The following is a 16,528-nucleotide window of genomic DNA, read 5'->3' on the forward strand; positions in this document are numbered from 1 at the left end:
CCCACATAAAACCATCTACCGTCACCTCGGACCTGCCTGAGCGCGAAACTACCTTGCGGCTCATACCAGCTGAAAATTTCACTGCCTACCAGTGCACAGACCGAACTTCGCTGGATTTTCGGCGATCGCTGCCGGAACCCTCTGACGGTGTCGGGCGCGTCCCCGTGCACCCGCCTCAGCCTTCCCACGGGCACGGAGTCCATCTCACCACCCAGACTGCATCCTCAGAACCCGCAAACTACATCCAAACTCTGCAACACCCGAAGCTATCCCCGCACACCGCAAACAATCTGCGAACAAGACGACCAAACTTAAGGTGAGCCCTACTATCACAATCCGTCACACCTCATGCTCTCTGGTCGCGGAAACATCACGGCCACTTCGCAGTCGGGGCGCGTACGGTGGGGTTGTGTGATGTCACTGGCGAAACTCGGCAGTGGCGACGGCTACACCTATTATCTCCGCTCGATCGCCACGCAGGACGTGAACGATCGCGGTCCGCAGGACCTTTCGACCTACTACAGCGAGCGCGGCGAATCCCCGGGCCGCTGGCTGGGTTCCGGCCTGCCGAACGTCGGTATCGAGGCCGGTGAGGTGGTGACCGAATCCCAGATGCGGGCGTTGTTCGGTCACGGCCTGCACCCGAACGCCGAGGCGATGATCACCGCCGAAGTACAAGCCCTCGCCGCGGAGGGCATCTCGCGTCGCACCGCGCGGGCGCACGCAGTACGGCTGGTCCGGCTGGGTGCCCCCTTCACCAAACACGCGGTGGCGGAGTACTCCTACCGCTACGAGCGGACTCGGGCGTATGCCGCCTACAACGCCGAGCACGGCCGCGTCGACTACGCCCCGATCCCGGCGGAGGAGCGTAGCCGCATCGCCACCGAGGTCGCTGGGCGCATGTTCGCCGAGGAATACGGTCGCCCACCCCGCGATGACCGGGAGCTGTCGGGCTGGGTGGCCCGCGCCAGCCGAGCGACCTCGAAGCGGGTCGCCGGGTTCGACCTCACGTTCTCGCCGGTCAAGTCGGTGTCGACGTTGTGGGCGCTGGCCCCACGTGAGGTGTCGGAGAAGATCGAGGCCGCCGTGGATGCCGCCCTGCGCGATGCGCTGGTCTATCTCGAGGAGCACGCGGTGTTTACCCGGGTCGGTCGGCACAGCCGCCGCCAAGTCGACGTCGTCGGTGGTCTGATCGCCACCACGTTTCAGCACCGCGATAGTCGCGCGGGTGACCCGAATCTGCACGTCCACGTGGTGGTTTCGAACGCGGTCAAACGCCATGACGGGCAGTGGGGTGCACTCGACGGCAGGATGATCTATCAGCACAACGTCGCCGCGTCCGAGCTGTTCAATACCCGGTTGGAGCACTACCTTGAGCAGTCGGTCGGTGTGCAGTTCGCTGAACGTCACAGCAGCGGCCGTCGGCGGCGTGGGAAGCGGCTGGTGCGGGAGATCGTCGGCGTCGAGGAGCGCTTGGCCGAGGAATGGTCGAAGCGATCGGCTGCGGTGGATGCCGAGCTGACCACCCGCACGACGCGGTTTCAGGCCGAGCGTGGCCGCGAACCGACACCGGGTGAGCTGCACGACCTCGCTCAAGAATCCACATTGAAGACCCGCGGCCACAAGGTGGCGGCCCGTTCGCGTGCTGAGCAGCGCGCTGATTGGCGCCGCGACGCCGTGCAGCTGCTCGGCGGTGAGAGCGCGGTTGATGCGATGGTCGCGACCGCACTGGGACAGCCGATCCCGCAGCGGGAGGTCACTAACGCCGCGTGGGTGGCCGCGACTGCCGCGAGAGTGGTGGAGGTCGTGTCCGATTCCCGGGCGACCTGGCAATTCCGCCACATTCGCGCCGAAGCCACCCGCCAGCTGCGCGGCAGCATCGACCCGGCCGACTGGCACACCCTCATCACCCAGGTCACCGACACCGCCTTGAGCGAGCCGCGGTCGATCCCCGCGGCACACCAGAGGCCGAAGACATCGCACCCACGGTCGAGGCACTCACCCGCCGCGACGGCACTAGCGTGTTCACCACCTCCGGCTCCCAGCTCTACACGAGCCCACAGATCCTCGCGGCCGAGGAACGCCTGATAGCGGCGAGCCTGCTCAAAGGAGGGCGCACTATCCCGGCGGCCGCGGTGGATGCCGCGATCATCGAGCACGCCGCCAACAACAACGGCCAGATGCTCAACGACGGCCAAGTCCAGTTGCTGCGCGAGTTCGCCACCTCCGGACGACGGTTACACGTCGCGATCGCCCCAGCCGGGACCGGGAAAACCACCGCCATGGCCGCGCTGGTGCGCGCCTGGACCACCGAGGGCGGCACCGTGCTCGGGCTGGCACCGGAAGGACCAGCCGCCGGTGTCCTGGGCAGCGAGATCGGCGCGGACTCCAAGACCGTAGACATGCTCGTCACCGTGATCAACGACATCCGGTCGGGCGAGCGGGCCCTCGACGACGCACCGGACTGGGTGCGGGCGATCGGACCCCGCACCCTCGTCGTGCTCGATGAGGCAGCGAAGACCCCCACCCTGAAACTGGATTCGGCCGTGTCCTGGCTGATCGAACGCGGGGCCAGCGTGCGGTCGGTCGGTAATGACCGGCAACTGTCTTCCGTGCAGGCCGGGGGCGTGATCCGCGACATCGTCCACCACGCCGGAGCCGCCACCCTCACCAGCGTCGTCCGCTTCGACAACCCGAGCGAGCGCGCCGCCAGCCTCGCCCTACGCCACGGCGATACGGCCGCGATCGCGTTCTACACCGACCACGGCCGCGTCCACGTCGGCACCCTCGGTGCCGTAGTGCACGCCGCGTACCGGGCGTGGCGGGTCGACTACGCCCAAGGCCGCGACGTCGCGCTGCTGGCGCCGACCAACGAGCTGGTGCGCCAGCTCAACGCCCTCGCCCGCGACGAACGCCTCCGCCGCGAAGGCCTGCAGGGACCGGAAACGCTGCTGTCGGATGGGCTTTCGGCCTCGGTCGGGGACATCATCACGACCAGGGAGAACAACTATCGGCTGCGGATCTCGCAAACCGATCACGTCCGCAACGGCTACCGCTGGAAGGTCCGTGCCGTCCACTCGGACAGGCGGATCACCGCCAGCCACATCGGATCCGGCCGCAAAGTCACCCTGCCCACCGCTTACGTGCGTGAATGCGTCGAGCTCGGCTACGCCCGCACGATCAACTCCGCGCAAGGGCTGACCACCGACACCTGCCATGGCGTGCTGACCGGCAGCGAGGACTGCTTCCAGCTGTATGTACTGGCCACCCGCGCCCGTGCCTGCGGACACCTCTACCTCGCCACCGCGGGCGATGGCCAGGACGCTCCCGCCGAGACGTGGAACGCGCTGCACCCACCGACTGCGATCGACATGCTCACCCAAATCCTCGGCCGCGACGGAAGCCAAGTCTCCGCGACCACCCAGACCCGCCAGGCCGCCGACCCCCAACGCCAACTCGCCGGAGCCATCGACGCCTACCTCGAGGCACTCGCCACGGTCGCAGACACACACCTCGGCACCGAGCACCACACCGCCGTCACCGCAGCCGCCGAACGACTCATGCCCGGTCTCACCGACGAGGCGGCGTGGCCGGTGCTGCGCCAGCACCTGGCCATAGTCGCCCTGACCGGGCGCGACCCGATCACCGCGCTCACCGACGCCGTCACCGCGCGCGAACTCGACACCGCCGACGACAAAGCCGCCGTACTCGTGTGGCGCATAGGCCACCACACCATCGGCGGCCCGCTGGGATGGATCCCGGTGATCCCAGCCGTCCTGCGCAACGACACCAACTACGGTCAGCACCTTCAATACCGCGCCGACCAGATCAAGGACCTGGCCACCCAGATTCACGACACCGCCCGCGGCTGGACGCCCGAGACCGCACCGGTGTGGGCGCAACAGCTGGCCGAGCACGACCCGAACCTCACAGCCTCCCTCGCGATCTGGCGCGCCGCGCACGCGATCCCCGACCACGACCGACGCCCAACCGGCCCAGTGCAATACCCAATCGACGAACGCCACACCCAGCTACAGCTGGATGCCGCGGTGCGGTCCTGTCTCGGCGACCTCGACACCAACACCCGCCGCTGGGCAGCCCTCGCCCAAGACATCGACGAACGGATCACCACAGACCCGTACTGGCCGCAGCTGGCCGAGGAACTGTCCCACGCCGTCGCCACTGGGTTGGACATACCGACCGCTGTCCGCACCGCGGCCGCGCAGCGTCCGTTGCCGGACGAGCAGCCCGCGGCCGCGCTGCGCTGGCGGCTGGTAGAAACCCTCGAAGAAGCCCAGCGGCGCAACACCGACCAGCTCACCCGCGCCGTCTCTGAGGTCCAGGTCGACCGGTGGCGGAGGATGAGCGACGCCGAACTGGAAGACGAGATCCATTCCGCTCAACTCGAATTCGATCTCGACCCAATCCTGGACATGGGTCTCATCATCGAACGCGGCCAGCGACATGAGCGCGGCAACGACGCCGACGTTGTACGCCGCGCTCACGCAGAACTCGATCAACAGGCGCTGGCGATCCGTGCCGCACGCGAAGCACAGGCCGCGGTCGTGGCCGCTGAACACGCAGTCTCCATCGCCCATCAGAAGCAGGCGACCATGCAGGACAGCCCACCCAAGATCCCGTGGTGGCGCACCGGCACTGATACCGCGCGCGCCATCCGCGCGGAGCACGCTTCCCGCGTCGAGCACCTGCGCCGAGCCGTCAGCGATGCCGAGCACGATCTGCTTGCCGCCCGCGATGCCGCGCGCCGCTCCCGGGCCGCGGTGCCCCTCGCGGAGGACGTATGGGACTCGACACTTCACCGTGCTGACAACCATGCCGCGCGCGCCGCCGAGCTGGCCGCCGCGGAGCAGAGCGACAGCGCCTTTGCGCATCAGCTGGCGCAGGCGGAACGACGCTGGCTTCGCGAGGAGCGTCAACTCGACGACGCGCTCACTGAACAGCAGCGCCGCGCGCAGCTGACCCCGGAGCAACGCGACCTCGAAGACCGCGCCCGCCGCTATCTCGACCTCAATGCGCCCGACGAACCGGAGTTGGCGCAGGCTCCCGCCGCTGCCGAAACCCAGGCGAGCCGCGAGGAGCCCTTCGACGCACCGGAATTCGGTCCTGACTACGGTTACAGTCACGAATACGACCAAGGGCTGTAGCACAGTTGCACCAGCGCCGAGCAGACCAGATTTGTCAACACGTGCTGGTGCCGCCGATTGCTCGCCGTTCAACACCGAATGCGTGGTCAAGCCCGCCGCTCGGAAAGTCTTGCTATGGCGCGGTAGTCACCGCCGGATGAGGGCAAGCACATCGTCTCGAAGCCGTGCCATGGCGTGTTCGTCCGGTGCCTCGACATTCAGGCGAAGCAGAGGCTCGGTGTTGGAGGCTCTGAGGTTGAACCACGCGCCGCCAGGAAGCTGGACGGTGAGCCCATCGAGTCGATCGATCTCGGCATCGGCGAACTCCTGCTCGACAGCGGCCAGCACCCTGGCGCCGTCGCTTGCCGTGGAATTGATCTCCCCGGATGCGACGTAGCGGTGGTATCGGGAGATCAGCCGGGAAAGTGGTTGATCCGTGCTGCCGAGAGCAGCCAAGACGTGGAGCGCGGCGAGCATTCCCGTATCAGCGTTCCAAAAATCGCGGAAGTAATAGTGGCCGGAATGCTCACCACCGAAGATGGCGTCACGTTCGGCCATCAGGCTTTTGACGTGTGTGTGCCCTACTCTCGTCCGTGCGGGTTGCCCGCCGTGTTCGGCGATGATCTCTGGCACCGCGCGGGAGGTAATCGCGGTGTAAACGATCGTTGAGCCCGGAGCCTTTCGCAGTTCTCGGCTAGCGATGAGCGCGATGATCGATGATGGCGAGACGGGTGTACCGGTTTCGTCGACGACGAAGCAGCGGTCGGCATCGCCATCGAAGGCCAGTCCGATATCCGCGCCGACGCGTCGAACTTCTGTCTGAAGATCAACCAGGTTGGCAGGGTCGAGCGGGTTCGCCTCATGGTTGGGAAAGGTGCCGTCGAGCTCGAAGTACATCGGTACTAGCTCCACCGGCAATCCATCGAAGACGATCGGAACCATCTTCCCCGCCATGCCGTTGCCCGCGTCCACCACTGCCTTGAGAGGTCGGATGCCGGACAGATCGACCAGTTCCCTGAGGTACGCGGCGTAGCGGTAGGGCAGGTCGTCGCGCTTGACGATTCGGCCTGTCGATCCCGTGTACGACGGGATGCCGTGGTGGATCATGCCTCGGATGTCATCGAGTCCGCTGCCCCGCCCGACGGGCACGGCCCGAGGGCGGCACAGTTTGATGCCGTTGTACTGGGCGGGATTGTGGCTGGCGGTGATCACCGCGCCAGCGACATCGAGCTGTCCTGCGGCGAAGTAGACGAGGTCGGTCGAACCCAGCCCGAGATCGATCGCATCCTGGCCCTGGCCGGTCACGCCATCGATCAACGCCGCAGCGTACGACTCCGATGACGGCCTCATGTCCCGCACGACCGCGACCGTTGTACTGACCACCCGTGCGAATGCTGCTCCGATCTGCCGGACAAGGTCTTCGTCGAGGTCGACGTCGACGAGCCCCCGCACGTCGTACGCCTTGAAGATTCTGGACAGCTCACGTCCCATCACTACTCCCTCGTCTGCACGGCGTCGCCGAACGAACACCATGACACGACACATCCGCATCAGGCAGCCCGACTCCCCGCCGACTGGCGGCACAGCCTGACCAATTCTTTGGCCAATTCCGCGTAGGCCGTTGTCCCGGCGAGAAACGCCCTGGTCGGCTTATGGTTGTTGCCATCGAAACTCTGCAAGAATCCGACATGTCGCACTCCTCATCACCGTTCGATGCCACCGCCGCTCTGGCTTGCGCACCAGCGTCGAACGGTGCGACGAGTCGGCACAGTGTTTCGGCGTTGCCTGTGCGTTGCCTATTCAGGGGGTGGTGTCATGCTGGTGACAGGACAGATGCTCAGGGATGCACGTGTGGCCGCGGATGTCTCGCTGCGCGAGATGTCGAAGAGGATCATGCTCGATAAGGGGTACCTGAGCCGGGTCGAAACGGGACCGGCCGGGAAAGCCGTCCCCGATTGGATCATCGACCGATACGAGGAGCAACTCGGAGTGGACATACGCCGTCGTACCCTGCTCGGTGGTCTGGCCGGTGCCGTCGTGCCCGGCCCGGTCACCGATGCTGTCCGGCGCATGTTCGAAGACGACGTCATGCCGATCGGCATCGATGCCTGGACAGCACGCATGGAGCAGCACGCCGCCGACTGCATGACTGTCGGTGCAGCCGAGATGCAGTCGCGCATCGCAGCAGATCTCATCGTTCTGCGCCCGCAGTTGCTGTCTCGCCAGATGTGGGCCATTGCCGCCCGCCTCATGGTCCTGCACGGCGCACCGCTGTCCGACGTGGCCGACAGCCAGGCAACCGCGCGCTGGTACCAGGCAGCGGTGAGCGCCGCCGACCGCTCCGACGACACATCCACCCAGGTGTGGGTGCGCGGACGCTCAGCGTTGAACATGGCGCATCCGAGTGCAGCCCTGTCCGTCTGCCAGGAGCTGGCGCAGGCAGGCAGCCAGATATCCCCAGCTCCGACGGTGGGTCGGCTGATGTCACTCATCTCGCTGGCCAACGTCCACGCTCTCAGCGGCGACGAATCAGCCACCCGGACCGTGCTCGAAGACGCACAACGTGTCTTCGACTCGGTGGGCACCACCGACGAGGTTTCAGACTGGGCGATGCCGGAGTGGCGGATGAACGTCGACATCTCGCTGGTGCTCGCTCGACTCGGCGACCAGACCGCCGACCGGGCTCAGCAAGAGGCCGAGCGGACCATGCCCAATCGATTCGCTCGCTACGCCACTCACCTCGAAATGCACCGAGGGCTGGCGCTCGCCAAGTCCGGCGACCGGGCCGAAGGCATCGCGCACGCACGCCGAGCGCTGAATGACCTGTCGGCCGATCGCCACAGCGTCGCACTACGCCGCCTGGTCGCCGAAGTCGCCGCCTGCTGACAGGCAACGATAAGGCAACGCCAAACTCATTCCGCCTCTTTGCTTTTCGCCATAGCGTCGAAGACACCCGACGCCGGGTCGATGCCGGTCCCACATCCCGGCACACCGACCAGCGGTGAGCCGCGGTTGGTGGCGAAAGCCCCCGGCGTCGGGATTTTCCGACGGCGAGAGGCGAATCAATGGCCGTGCATAGCGGCAACGAGACAGAGGCAACTCCACGACAGATCTACCACTCCATGCTCGCCTGGTGTGACCAACTGGGCATGACAGAGCACGCCGCACGGATGCGTGCCGCAGGACCACCTTCACCTCAAGAGCGCGACGCCAACCCCGGCCCGGTCGAAGTCCAGGTGCGCCACACCTCGGCCGATGCGCCGTCTGCGCAGCTCGGCGAAGCATGCGACACCGAAGAGGTCCTGAACGAAGCCAAGCCCCCGGTCTTGCCGGACGGCAGGTCGAACATGAGCAGCGCTGTTCGCGCCGAGCCGGGCGGCTTCTGGGAGACGGATCTCAGCAAGGAGATGTCCGCGCCAGCACCGCCGAATCCTGACCGCGTCGAATTCGGCAAGACGGCCTGTCTCACGGATGTCGCTCCACGAAAAGGAGCCAGCGGCACGGGCGTCTACGGCGTTCCACAGCGACGCAGGAAGGACGCGCCATGACGTCAAACCAACGCACCATGCTGATCGAAAGGACTGGCGCCGAAGTCGTGCTTCCAGACTATCGATCGGTGGCGGATGCTATCCGAAACGCGTTCCGCGACAGACCATCTGACACGTTCCTCATCCGCCAGGCCCGCGCCTTCGGCCAACTTCACTTGAATCGCGCACTCTTTCCAACCCGAAGCGACAGCATCGACCGCCGCCGATCGGAAGTGGCTTCAATGGTGGACAACTGGGTCGCCTTGGCCATCCCTTCGCGGCCGGGCACCAGCAGCCCGCGAAGGTCGCTCGGTGCCCTGCTCGATGACATGGCTGCAGCTGAGGTCGAAGCCGACCGGCTGCGGCTGGGCTCGGAATCAGTCGGCGCCGTGCACCAAGCATGGACAGCACTTGGCGAACTCGCCAACCGGTGGACCGATCTCGTCGAGCAGATCACCAACTCCCAACCGTGGCGCTGGTTCGCAGATGAGGCGCAGAACAATTGACACGTTCTCAGCTGTCACGGTCATCTACGTGCTGGTCGGGGCAAGTGTCATCGGCACAGGTGGCTGGTTACTGCTGCATTCGCGCTCACAGCGCAGCGGCAAGCTGACCGTCGCCACCATCAGAGACCGGCTCTCCCACGACGCGCCACACCGTCCACTGTCGGTGGCCCAGGCCCGCGAGCAACTGGTCCACCACCGCGAATGCGACCGCCGACACTGCGCCCGACGTCGGGCAATCGACCGAACCCTCGACGCCGCAGAACGTCATCGGCCGCGCGTCACCGCGTCCGCACCCACCGAACCACTGCCGCGAATCACCGATTGAAAGGCGCTTGCCATGAGCGACCGCGAGCAAGTATCCAGCCTGTCCCGCGCCAGGCGGCAACTGCCGCTCCTCACCGTTGCGCAACAGGAACTGCTACGACCAGACCTGCGCGAAGTCATCGAATACCGGAAATCTGGACTGAGCGTCAACCACATCATCGGCTGCCCGCTCGACTGCGGATACTGCATCCGGCACGTCTTCGACAACTTCGAGATGAAGACACCACGCGCCCTCATGACCGACGCCGACGCCGCGGCCATGCTGCTCGCACACCCATACTTCCGGCCCCACATCACCCCGATCCAGCTGTTCAACCGGGCCACCGACCCCATGCTGCCGCCGGTCAAGCCGCACACGTTCGAGATGCTCAGACTGCTGGACCAGCAAGCGCTGACCAACCACGTCCTGGTCATCACCCGCTGGCGCATCGAACCCGCCGACTGCGACATCCTCAACTCGATCAGCAACCTTCGACTCACCGTCCTCGTCACACACTCCGGCATCGACGACGATCGCATCGAGCCCGTCGACTCGAACATCGCCGCCACATCCCTGCGCACCGCCTACCAGCACGCCGACAAATACCGGGTCGTGTTGTACTGGCGACCGATCGTCCCGGCGCTCAACGACACCGACGACCACCTCCAACACGCGTTCGAACTGAGCCACTACGCGCACGCGACCGTCTTCACCGGACTGTTCTTCAAAGACGAAATCCGGGACTACTACCAGTCGCACGGACTGCCCGAACCGTACCTGGAAGGCGCGCGCCGCAAAGTGTTCCCCGCAGACATCGAACACCGCATCCTGAATGCGGCAGCCGAACACGGCACCGGATCGCCACTGTTTCGCAAGACCAGCTGCGCCGTCGCCTACGCCCATGGCGTCGCCGACTACAACGGCCACTACGGTATCCGCGAGTTGTGCGATATCTGCCCCACCGCCCAGATCCAGCGCTGCGCCGACGACTGGCACCGCCCCGACACCCAGCAGGCAGCCACATTCGCCGAGCAACTCGGGGGCAGTCTAGTGGAGGTCAACGACCGCGCAATCGTGGTCAGCGGCCTATCGGAGCAGCCGCGCTACCTCATGCAACACAACCTGCGCTACCAGGTCCACGACGTCACCAAACCGCACCACCCCCACCGCCACGGTCGCGCCGACCTCGGCTGGCCCGAGAGCAAGGAGAAGCAGTGATCGCCATCCCGAACGCACTGCGCGGCAACAACCTCGCCGTTGTCGACGTCGAGGGCAACGGCCAGACACCACCCGAAATCATCGAGATCGCCATCCTCCCCGTCTCCGGCGACACCGCCAGCCATACCGACCTCCGGTCATGGCTCATCCGCCCACAACACCCGATCACCCCGATCGTCACCCGCAAAGTCCACGGCATCACCAACAACGACGTCGACAACTGCCCCCGATGGGCAGACGTCGCACCGGAGATCGATGCCGCACTGGCACAACGCACCCTCGTAGCCCACAACGCCGGCGTCGAACAACGTGTCCTGGCCGCACACCTGCCGTCCTGGACCCCACCCATGGTGCTGGACACCCTCCGACTCGCGAAGAAAGTCTGGCCCGGCCTGCCCGGCTACAGCCTCGACAAACTCATCGACCACGCCCACCTCGACGTCTCCGCACTCGCCGAACACGGATACCACCGCGCAGGCTACGACACGTGGGCCGCATGGCTGCTGCTGTGCAAACTCATCGACGACACCCACTTGGACTGGACCGGTCTTGTCAACGCGGCAGCACCTAAGGAGTTCGTGCCGGCACCCGAGCCTGAAGGAGGACTCTGGTGAGCCAACCACGACCCGAAGTGGTGCGACCAGTCACCGTCGCGATCACCGGAACACATTCCACCGGGAAAACGACCTTCCTGACTCGACTCGCCGACAGGCTCAGACGCGACCGAGTGAACGTCGCCGTTGTCAGCGACCTCGGCGCCCAAGCCCAGCAACTCGGTCTGCCAATCTTGTATAACCACACCTGGGCATCGACGCTGTGGATCGTCACCCGCGGTATCAGCAACGAGATTCAATCATGGACGACTGCCGATGTTGTACTAATCGACCGCGCCGTACCCGATGCTCTCGGCTACTACAAGGCAGCCCTCGACTACCGCGACCACCGCGCCGATCCTCACCGCATCCACCATCTCGAAGATCTCATCGCCAACCACAGCCAGAACTACGATCTCGTCCTGCGCACAGTGCTGGACAACCGATTACCGCTGGGCCTGGCGAAACCGCGCGACACCGACATGGAATTCCGCGCTCTCGCCGACCACCATGTCGAGAAGGTGCTTACCCGCCTCGACATCGAGCACGACCTATTGCCTGCCGAAGGGCACGACCGTGCCCTGGTAAAGGCTTTGACGTTCATCAGACAACGGCTGGACGAATTCCCGGCTTCCGTTTAGAGGCGACAGCAGCGCCCGGCCACTCGACACCGAGCGCGCCTCGGTCGATCTGCCGGGCACGCCTTGGGTAGGTTGCAATTCTTTGACGGCGTCGCGGCTGACCGAGAAGATGGATCAGCCCACGTGTGTGCAGATCCTGCGAGCCACCGCCATGTGCGACGGCGACTACACCCACACGACTTCGGTCACATTGCGCTGCACCTCGTCGAACAGATGCGCGCCGCTGGCGCGCCGACCACACCCAGCCGTCGATGGACCCAGGACGATTCTGGACCTACCTGCACTACGCCCTGATTCGGTTCGACACCGAGTTCGGACAACCACGCCACGACGCGATCAACTACACCCGCTACGCCGTCACCAGCAGCGGCTGAATCGTTGCTCGCCACCACCAAACCGTCCACCCCTGGCACGCGCCATGGCCGACGCATGGCACACCACACCCGACCCAACCGCATTGACTACGGTGAAGCAGCGCGCCTGAGAACGCATCATCGGCTGGACCGGAAGCGCACACCGAGACGTATCCTGCCGAGGGCACGAACGATCGGCTTCGAGTCGGAGATCAAGTGGACTGGGACGGAGTCTCATTCTGGCGCGAGTCGGACGAACCGCACAGCACGGACCACTCCTAGTACGCGGCCTGGATTGGCCAGCACTTCGGCCTGCTGGTGGCAGAAAATCCGGAGGCGGTCGTCGCTACGGCACAGGCGTAGTTCGGGCAGGAGTTCGCTGACTGGACTCGTCCCTTCTTGGCCAACTAGGGCACCGTCAGCCAACTGCAAGCCAAGCGACAAGTAGCTCTCTGTAGTCGCGAATGCTGCTGGCCCGCTCCCGCCACGCCTCGGCCTGCTCATAGGTAGACGAAGATGCCTGGGCACTGGAGACTTGTAGGATGGCGGATGGCTCACACAACGCTGCACCGAACGCGGTTGGCTACCAACATCAAACTTGGTGGGCCCTGGTCGAACTCCTGCGATCAGGGCCTGACCGGCCGGACAGCGCCATCAGTTTGGAGTTATATGACGATATCGCATGGGATAATGCCGGTACTCCAACCGAATTACTGCAAGTCAAACATCATCAAGGCAACAGTCGCTCATTAACGGACCGCGCCACGGACGTATGGAAAACGATTCAAGTTTGGATGGATACGGCGCGACCAGGCGATGCCGACGGTCCACGACTGATCTTGGTCACCACCCAGAAGGCGGCATCGGGAAGCGCCATGGCAGCACTGCGTCCGACGAGCCGCAACGAGGATGCGGCGCTCGCTGGTCTACTAGCGGTCGCTACGGAAGAGGGCGCGAAGGAAACACTGGATACCCGTCGACAGTTCCTTGCTCTGGGTACTTCGCAACAACGCGCTTTTCTCCATAGAATCTCTGTTTCTGACGCGTCCCCCCATGCGGAAGACGTTCACGAGGCCGTACGGAGCTGCCTTCGGTGGACGCTTCCCAAGGGACACGAAGAGTTGTTCCTCGCGATGGTCTGGCAGTGGTGGGACAGCCAAGCCCTCGCACTCCTGCAGGGGCGCATCGCCAACCTTGATGTCGGTGCGGCGCAAGAAGCAATCGCCCACATACGCGACCAATTCACACAGGAAACACTACCGACCCTAGTTCAGCTCGCCGACATCAACGAGAACGACGTCGTCGAGAGCTACCGCACCCACAAGTTCGTCCAGCAGATGCACTGGGTCGCCTTTCCGCCTAACAACCTGCAGAAAGCAATCGTCGACTACTACCGCGCCTACACGCAGACCGTGCGGTGGCTCGATGAGGACTTGATCGGCGTCGGTGAACTGGCTGAATTCGAGAGCGAGCTCGTCGACGAGTGGGAGCGAGAGTTCGAATGGATGTTGGATGGCCTGGAAGAACCAGCCGACGAGATAGCGAAGCAGCGGGCAGGCAAGGACTTACTTCGAACGCTTCTAGCCAACACAGCGATCACCGTGCGGTCGCGCTACAACGATTCATTTTACGCCCGTGGGCAGCGACATGCGCTGGCGGACACCGGCCGCATCGGCTGGCATGCCGACTTCAAGGCCCGGCTGGAAGACCTACTCCGGATACGAGTCTGAACCAACTGTCGGCATGAGTTGAGATCGGAAGCCTCCATTGACGGTACAGAGCCACCAACCCGCGGCAGTCGCGACGATGCTGAATCCCGCTCTGCTCGCTGCGGTGATCGCCCACGCGGCTGATGGCTATGCCAGGGAATCCGGCGTTGGACTACCGTGGGCATTGTCGTTCGTCGTTGCTCCAATGGTTCTTCACCGCAGCACACGCGACACGCTGCCGACGACGACCAGAACACATCTCGCCACCTGGGTTTCACGAAACCCAGTAGCGCGAGCCGGCCTCCCACAGCGCGCGATATCGTTGGTAGAACCAGTCCGGGCCGGCATGCGATTCGGTCTTGCACACGGAGTCTTTCGAGTGGAAGGCGACCGGTTGGTAACGTCGCAGCGGCGACGCCCTCGTGGCTTCCAAACGCCCACGGAACTCGACGGGATCCTACGCAAGTCGAACCTGGTCGGTCGGTGGCTGTCCAAGACCGACAGCCCCGCTACTGTGTTCGCGATCCTCGGCGTGGCACCCTGATACCTGTGCAGTTGCTTGCGATCGTTCTCTACAACGCATCGGGCGCCAAGCGCACCCTCGAGTTCAAGCCAGGTTCCCTCAACATCGTTACCGGCGAGTCCAAGACCGGGAAGAGCGCCCTGTTGGACATCCTGGAGTACTGCCTCGGACGAGACAGCCTTCAGATGCCGATCGGACCGATCACCCGCTCGGTAATGTGGTACTCGGCTCTATTCGACCTCGGCGGCGGTAGGGCATTCGTGGCGCGGCCAGCACCGAAGTCGGGCAAGAGCTCGACTCAGCTGGCTATGCTCCGCTTCGGCACCGAACTCGAGCCGCCAGAGTTGCACGAACTAACCGCTGATACCGACTCCAACTCGGTTCGTGAGCAAATCGGTCGAAGAATCGGCATCGAAGAGAATCTGCACGAACCAGCAGGGCCGGTCCGGCACGCGTACGAAGCACACCTCGGGCACGCAGCTCTGCTGTGTCTTCAAGGGCAGAACGAAATTGCCGACCGTCATTACCTCTTCCACCGTCAAGGCGACCAGGGTATCTTCCAGACACTCAAAGAAACGATCCCCTACTTCATCGGCGCGGTACCTCGTGACCAAGCACTGCGCCGTGCACAGTTGGTCGCAGCAAGACGCGATCTGCGCAATCTCGAGAGCCGGTACCGGCAAGCGGAAGATGCCAGCCAACTCGCTGAAGGCACACTGGCCGCCCTATGGCGGGAAGCTTACGCACAGGGCCTGGTCGATACGGCTGACCCGCCCACCCGTCCAGCAGCCATCAGTGCTCTCCACGCAGCGACATCCGCTTACAGCTCAGTACCAGATGCCGATACTGAGATTGCACGGACGGTCGAGCTGAACGAGCAGCGGGATGCGCTTCGCTATCAGCTGCGAGCCATCAACGCGGACCGCGAAATGCTTCTACAACAACAATCATCGGAGGCCGGGTATGTCGGTGCGGTTCGCACGCAATCGGCCCGCCTGGAGAGCTTGAATTTGCTCGGCCTCGCCTCCCAGGGCGAAAACGGTCTCGGCCATACGGATTCAGAGGTTGTATGCGCATTCTGCGGTAACACGGTAGATGAACCGGCTCCGTCAGTTCGGGACCTTGACAACAGCCTGCGGGATTTGAGTGCCCAGCTGGCAAGAATCGATGCCGCGCGACCAGCCCGTCGTGCAGCCATCACCGACTTGGATGCGAGTGCCGCCGAGGTCCGTGCCAGACTGCGCAGTATCGAGTCGGCTCTGCGTTCGATCAACGAGAGCAGAGCGACAACCGATCAACTGCCGGAAGAGACCCGCACTGAATTCACTCGTGGACGAATCCACGCAACGCTCAGCGCCATTGCGAATGGCTCGGATAGCGACATCGCACGCCTGAAGCATCTACTCGACATCGCTGAACAGCGTGTACGGGGACTGGAGGCCGAACTCGACCCTGAAGAGGAGCGCGAACAGCTTACTTCACGTCTGGTCACTATCAGCCAAGACATGACCGAGTGGGCGAACCGACTGCAGTTGGAGCACGGCGACAGCAATGTGCGGCTGGACCTAAATCGGCTCACCGTTGTCGCGGACACCGAACAAGGCCCGGCACCCTTGTTTCGCATCGGCAGCGGCGAGAATTGGGTGGGTTACCACCTCGTGGCGCACTTGGCCTTACATCGGTACTTCGTACGGCAGGGGCGCCCGGTGCCGCGCATCCTCATGCTCGACCAGCCAACGCAGGTATGGTACCGATCCGAGGTTGACCAACAATCCGGTTCGCCGAGTTCCGACACCGACCGCGAAGCCGTCCGTAGACTTTTCCAGCTAATCCACGACGTCGTTCAGGAGTTAGCGCCCGAGTTGCAGATCATAGTATGCGACCATGCCAATCTTCCCGAGGACTGGTTCCAGCAATCGGTGGTCCAGAACTGGCGCAACGGGGAGAAACTTATACCCCCGTCGTGGCTCGAGTCTCCAACCGCATAGGTTCGCAGGCGTTGGCTCACCT

14 protein-coding genes are annotated in these 16,528 nt (G+C 64.3%); 12 read left to right on the plus strand and 2 right to left on the minus strand.

Translation table 11 applies throughout. From position 1 onward, the window contains the following. Positions 1 to 414: 414 nt before the first annotated feature. Both mobF and ON34_RS34030 read left to right on the plus strand, forming a co-directional pair. Positions 415 to 2,088 carry a MobF family relaxase gene (mobF, locus tag ON34_RS34025; protein WP_051023402.1) on the plus strand — a complete coding sequence of 558 codons (1,674 nt, stop codon included), beginning with the start codon at positions 415 to 417 and terminating at the stop codon, positions 2,086 to 2,088. Continuing rightward, on the plus strand, positions 2,022 to 5,165 hold the full coding sequence (locus ON34_RS34030) for an AAA family ATPase (RefSeq protein WP_051023403.1): 3,144 nt from the start codon (positions 2,022 to 2,024) through the stop codon (positions 5,163 to 5,165). Before mobF ends, ON34_RS34030 begins: the two co-directional genes overlap by 67 nt. 126 nt (positions 5,166 to 5,291) lie before the next feature. Here ON34_RS34030 and ON34_RS31320 read toward each other — a convergent pair whose 3' ends face one another. Beyond that, entirely contained in the window at positions 5,292 to 6,635 is a 1,344-nt protein-coding gene (locus ON34_RS31320) for a phosphomannomutase/phosphoglucomutase (RefSeq protein WP_040786634.1), read from the minus strand. Between the two features lie 324 nt (positions 6,636 to 6,959). Here ON34_RS31320 and ON34_RS31325 point away from each other — a divergent pair, with 324 nt between their 5' ends. The 3 genes from ON34_RS31325 (at position 6,960) to ON34_RS36580 (ending at position 9,177) form a co-directional block, all read left to right on the plus strand. After that, the gene (locus ON34_RS31325; protein ID WP_040786636.1) at positions 6,960 to 8,030 is read left to right on the plus strand and encodes a helix-turn-helix domain-containing protein; all 1,071 of its coding nucleotides are present in this window, start codon (positions 6,960 to 6,962) and stop codon (positions 8,028 to 8,030) included. A gap of 179 nt (positions 8,031 to 8,209) precedes the next feature. Beyond that, the gene (locus tag ON34_RS36575) at positions 8,210 to 8,692 is read left to right on the plus strand and encodes a hypothetical protein (protein WP_157172539.1); all 483 of its coding nucleotides are present in this window, start codon (positions 8,210 to 8,212) and stop codon (positions 8,690 to 8,692) included. After that, positions 8,689 to 9,177: a DUF4254 domain-containing protein gene (locus ON34_RS36580; RefSeq protein ID WP_157172540.1), complete on the plus strand. Its 489-nt coding sequence runs from the start codon at positions 8,689 to 8,691 to the stop codon at positions 9,175 to 9,177. Before ON34_RS36575 ends, ON34_RS36580 begins: the two co-directional genes overlap by 4 nt. Before the next feature lie 85 nt (positions 9,178 to 9,262). Here ON34_RS36580 and ON34_RS36585 read toward each other — a convergent pair whose 3' ends face one another. Then, the gene (locus ON34_RS36585; protein ID WP_157172541.1) at positions 9,263 to 9,532 is read right to left on the minus strand and encodes a hypothetical protein; all 270 of its coding nucleotides are present in this window, start codon (positions 9,530 to 9,532) and stop codon (positions 9,263 to 9,265) included. Here ON34_RS36585 and ON34_RS31345 point away from each other — a divergent pair. From ON34_RS31345 to ON34_RS31365, 7 genes are all read left to right on the plus strand, one after another. Further along, positions 9,515 to 10,699 carry a hypothetical protein gene (locus ON34_RS31345; protein WP_051023405.1) on the plus strand — a complete coding sequence of 395 codons (1,185 nt, stop codon included), beginning with the start codon at positions 9,515 to 9,517 and terminating at the stop codon, positions 10,697 to 10,699. The two genes, ON34_RS36585 and ON34_RS31345, sit on opposite strands and share 18 nt — an antisense overlap. Next, entirely contained in the window at positions 10,696 to 11,313 is a 618-nt protein-coding gene (locus ON34_RS31350; protein ID WP_051023406.1) for a 3'-5' exonuclease, read from the plus strand. The genes ON34_RS31345 and ON34_RS31350 overlap by 4 nt, the downstream gene beginning before the upstream one ends. Beyond that, positions 11,310 to 11,933: an AAA family ATPase gene (locus tag ON34_RS31355; RefSeq protein ID WP_157172542.1), complete on the plus strand. Its 624-nt coding sequence runs from the start codon at positions 11,310 to 11,312 to the stop codon at positions 11,931 to 11,933. The genes ON34_RS31350 and ON34_RS31355 overlap by 4 nt, the downstream gene beginning before the upstream one ends. 251 nt (positions 11,934 to 12,184) lie before the next feature. Then, positions 12,185 to 12,307 (plus strand): hypothetical protein, encoded by a 123-nt coding sequence (locus ON34_RS38250; RefSeq protein ID WP_281032474.1) that lies wholly within the window; start codon positions 12,185 to 12,187, stop codon positions 12,305 to 12,307. A gap of 521 nt (positions 12,308 to 12,828) precedes the next feature. Further along, positions 12,829 to 14,016: an ABC-three component system protein gene (locus ON34_RS36590; protein ID WP_040786643.1), complete on the plus strand. Its 1,188-nt coding sequence runs from the start codon at positions 12,829 to 12,831 to the stop codon at positions 14,014 to 14,016. Positions 14,017 to 14,053: 37 nt separating this feature from the next. Further along, positions 14,054 to 14,539, plus strand: coding sequence for a three component ABC system middle component (locus ON34_RS38700; RefSeq protein WP_373291995.1), 486 nt, complete (start codon positions 14,054 to 14,056; stop codon positions 14,537 to 14,539). Between the two features lie 5 nt (positions 14,540 to 14,544). Further along, positions 14,545 to 16,506, plus strand: coding sequence for a DUF3732 domain-containing protein (locus ON34_RS31365; RefSeq protein WP_040786645.1), 1,962 nt, complete (start codon positions 14,545 to 14,547; stop codon positions 16,504 to 16,506). The last annotated feature ends 22 nt before the right edge of the window (positions 16,507 to 16,528 follow it).

It is taken from the genome of Nocardia pneumoniae NBRC 100136, from assembly GCF_000308755.1.
GTDB lineage: Bacteria > Actinomycetota > Actinomycetes > Mycobacteriales > Mycobacteriaceae > Nocardia > Nocardia pneumoniae.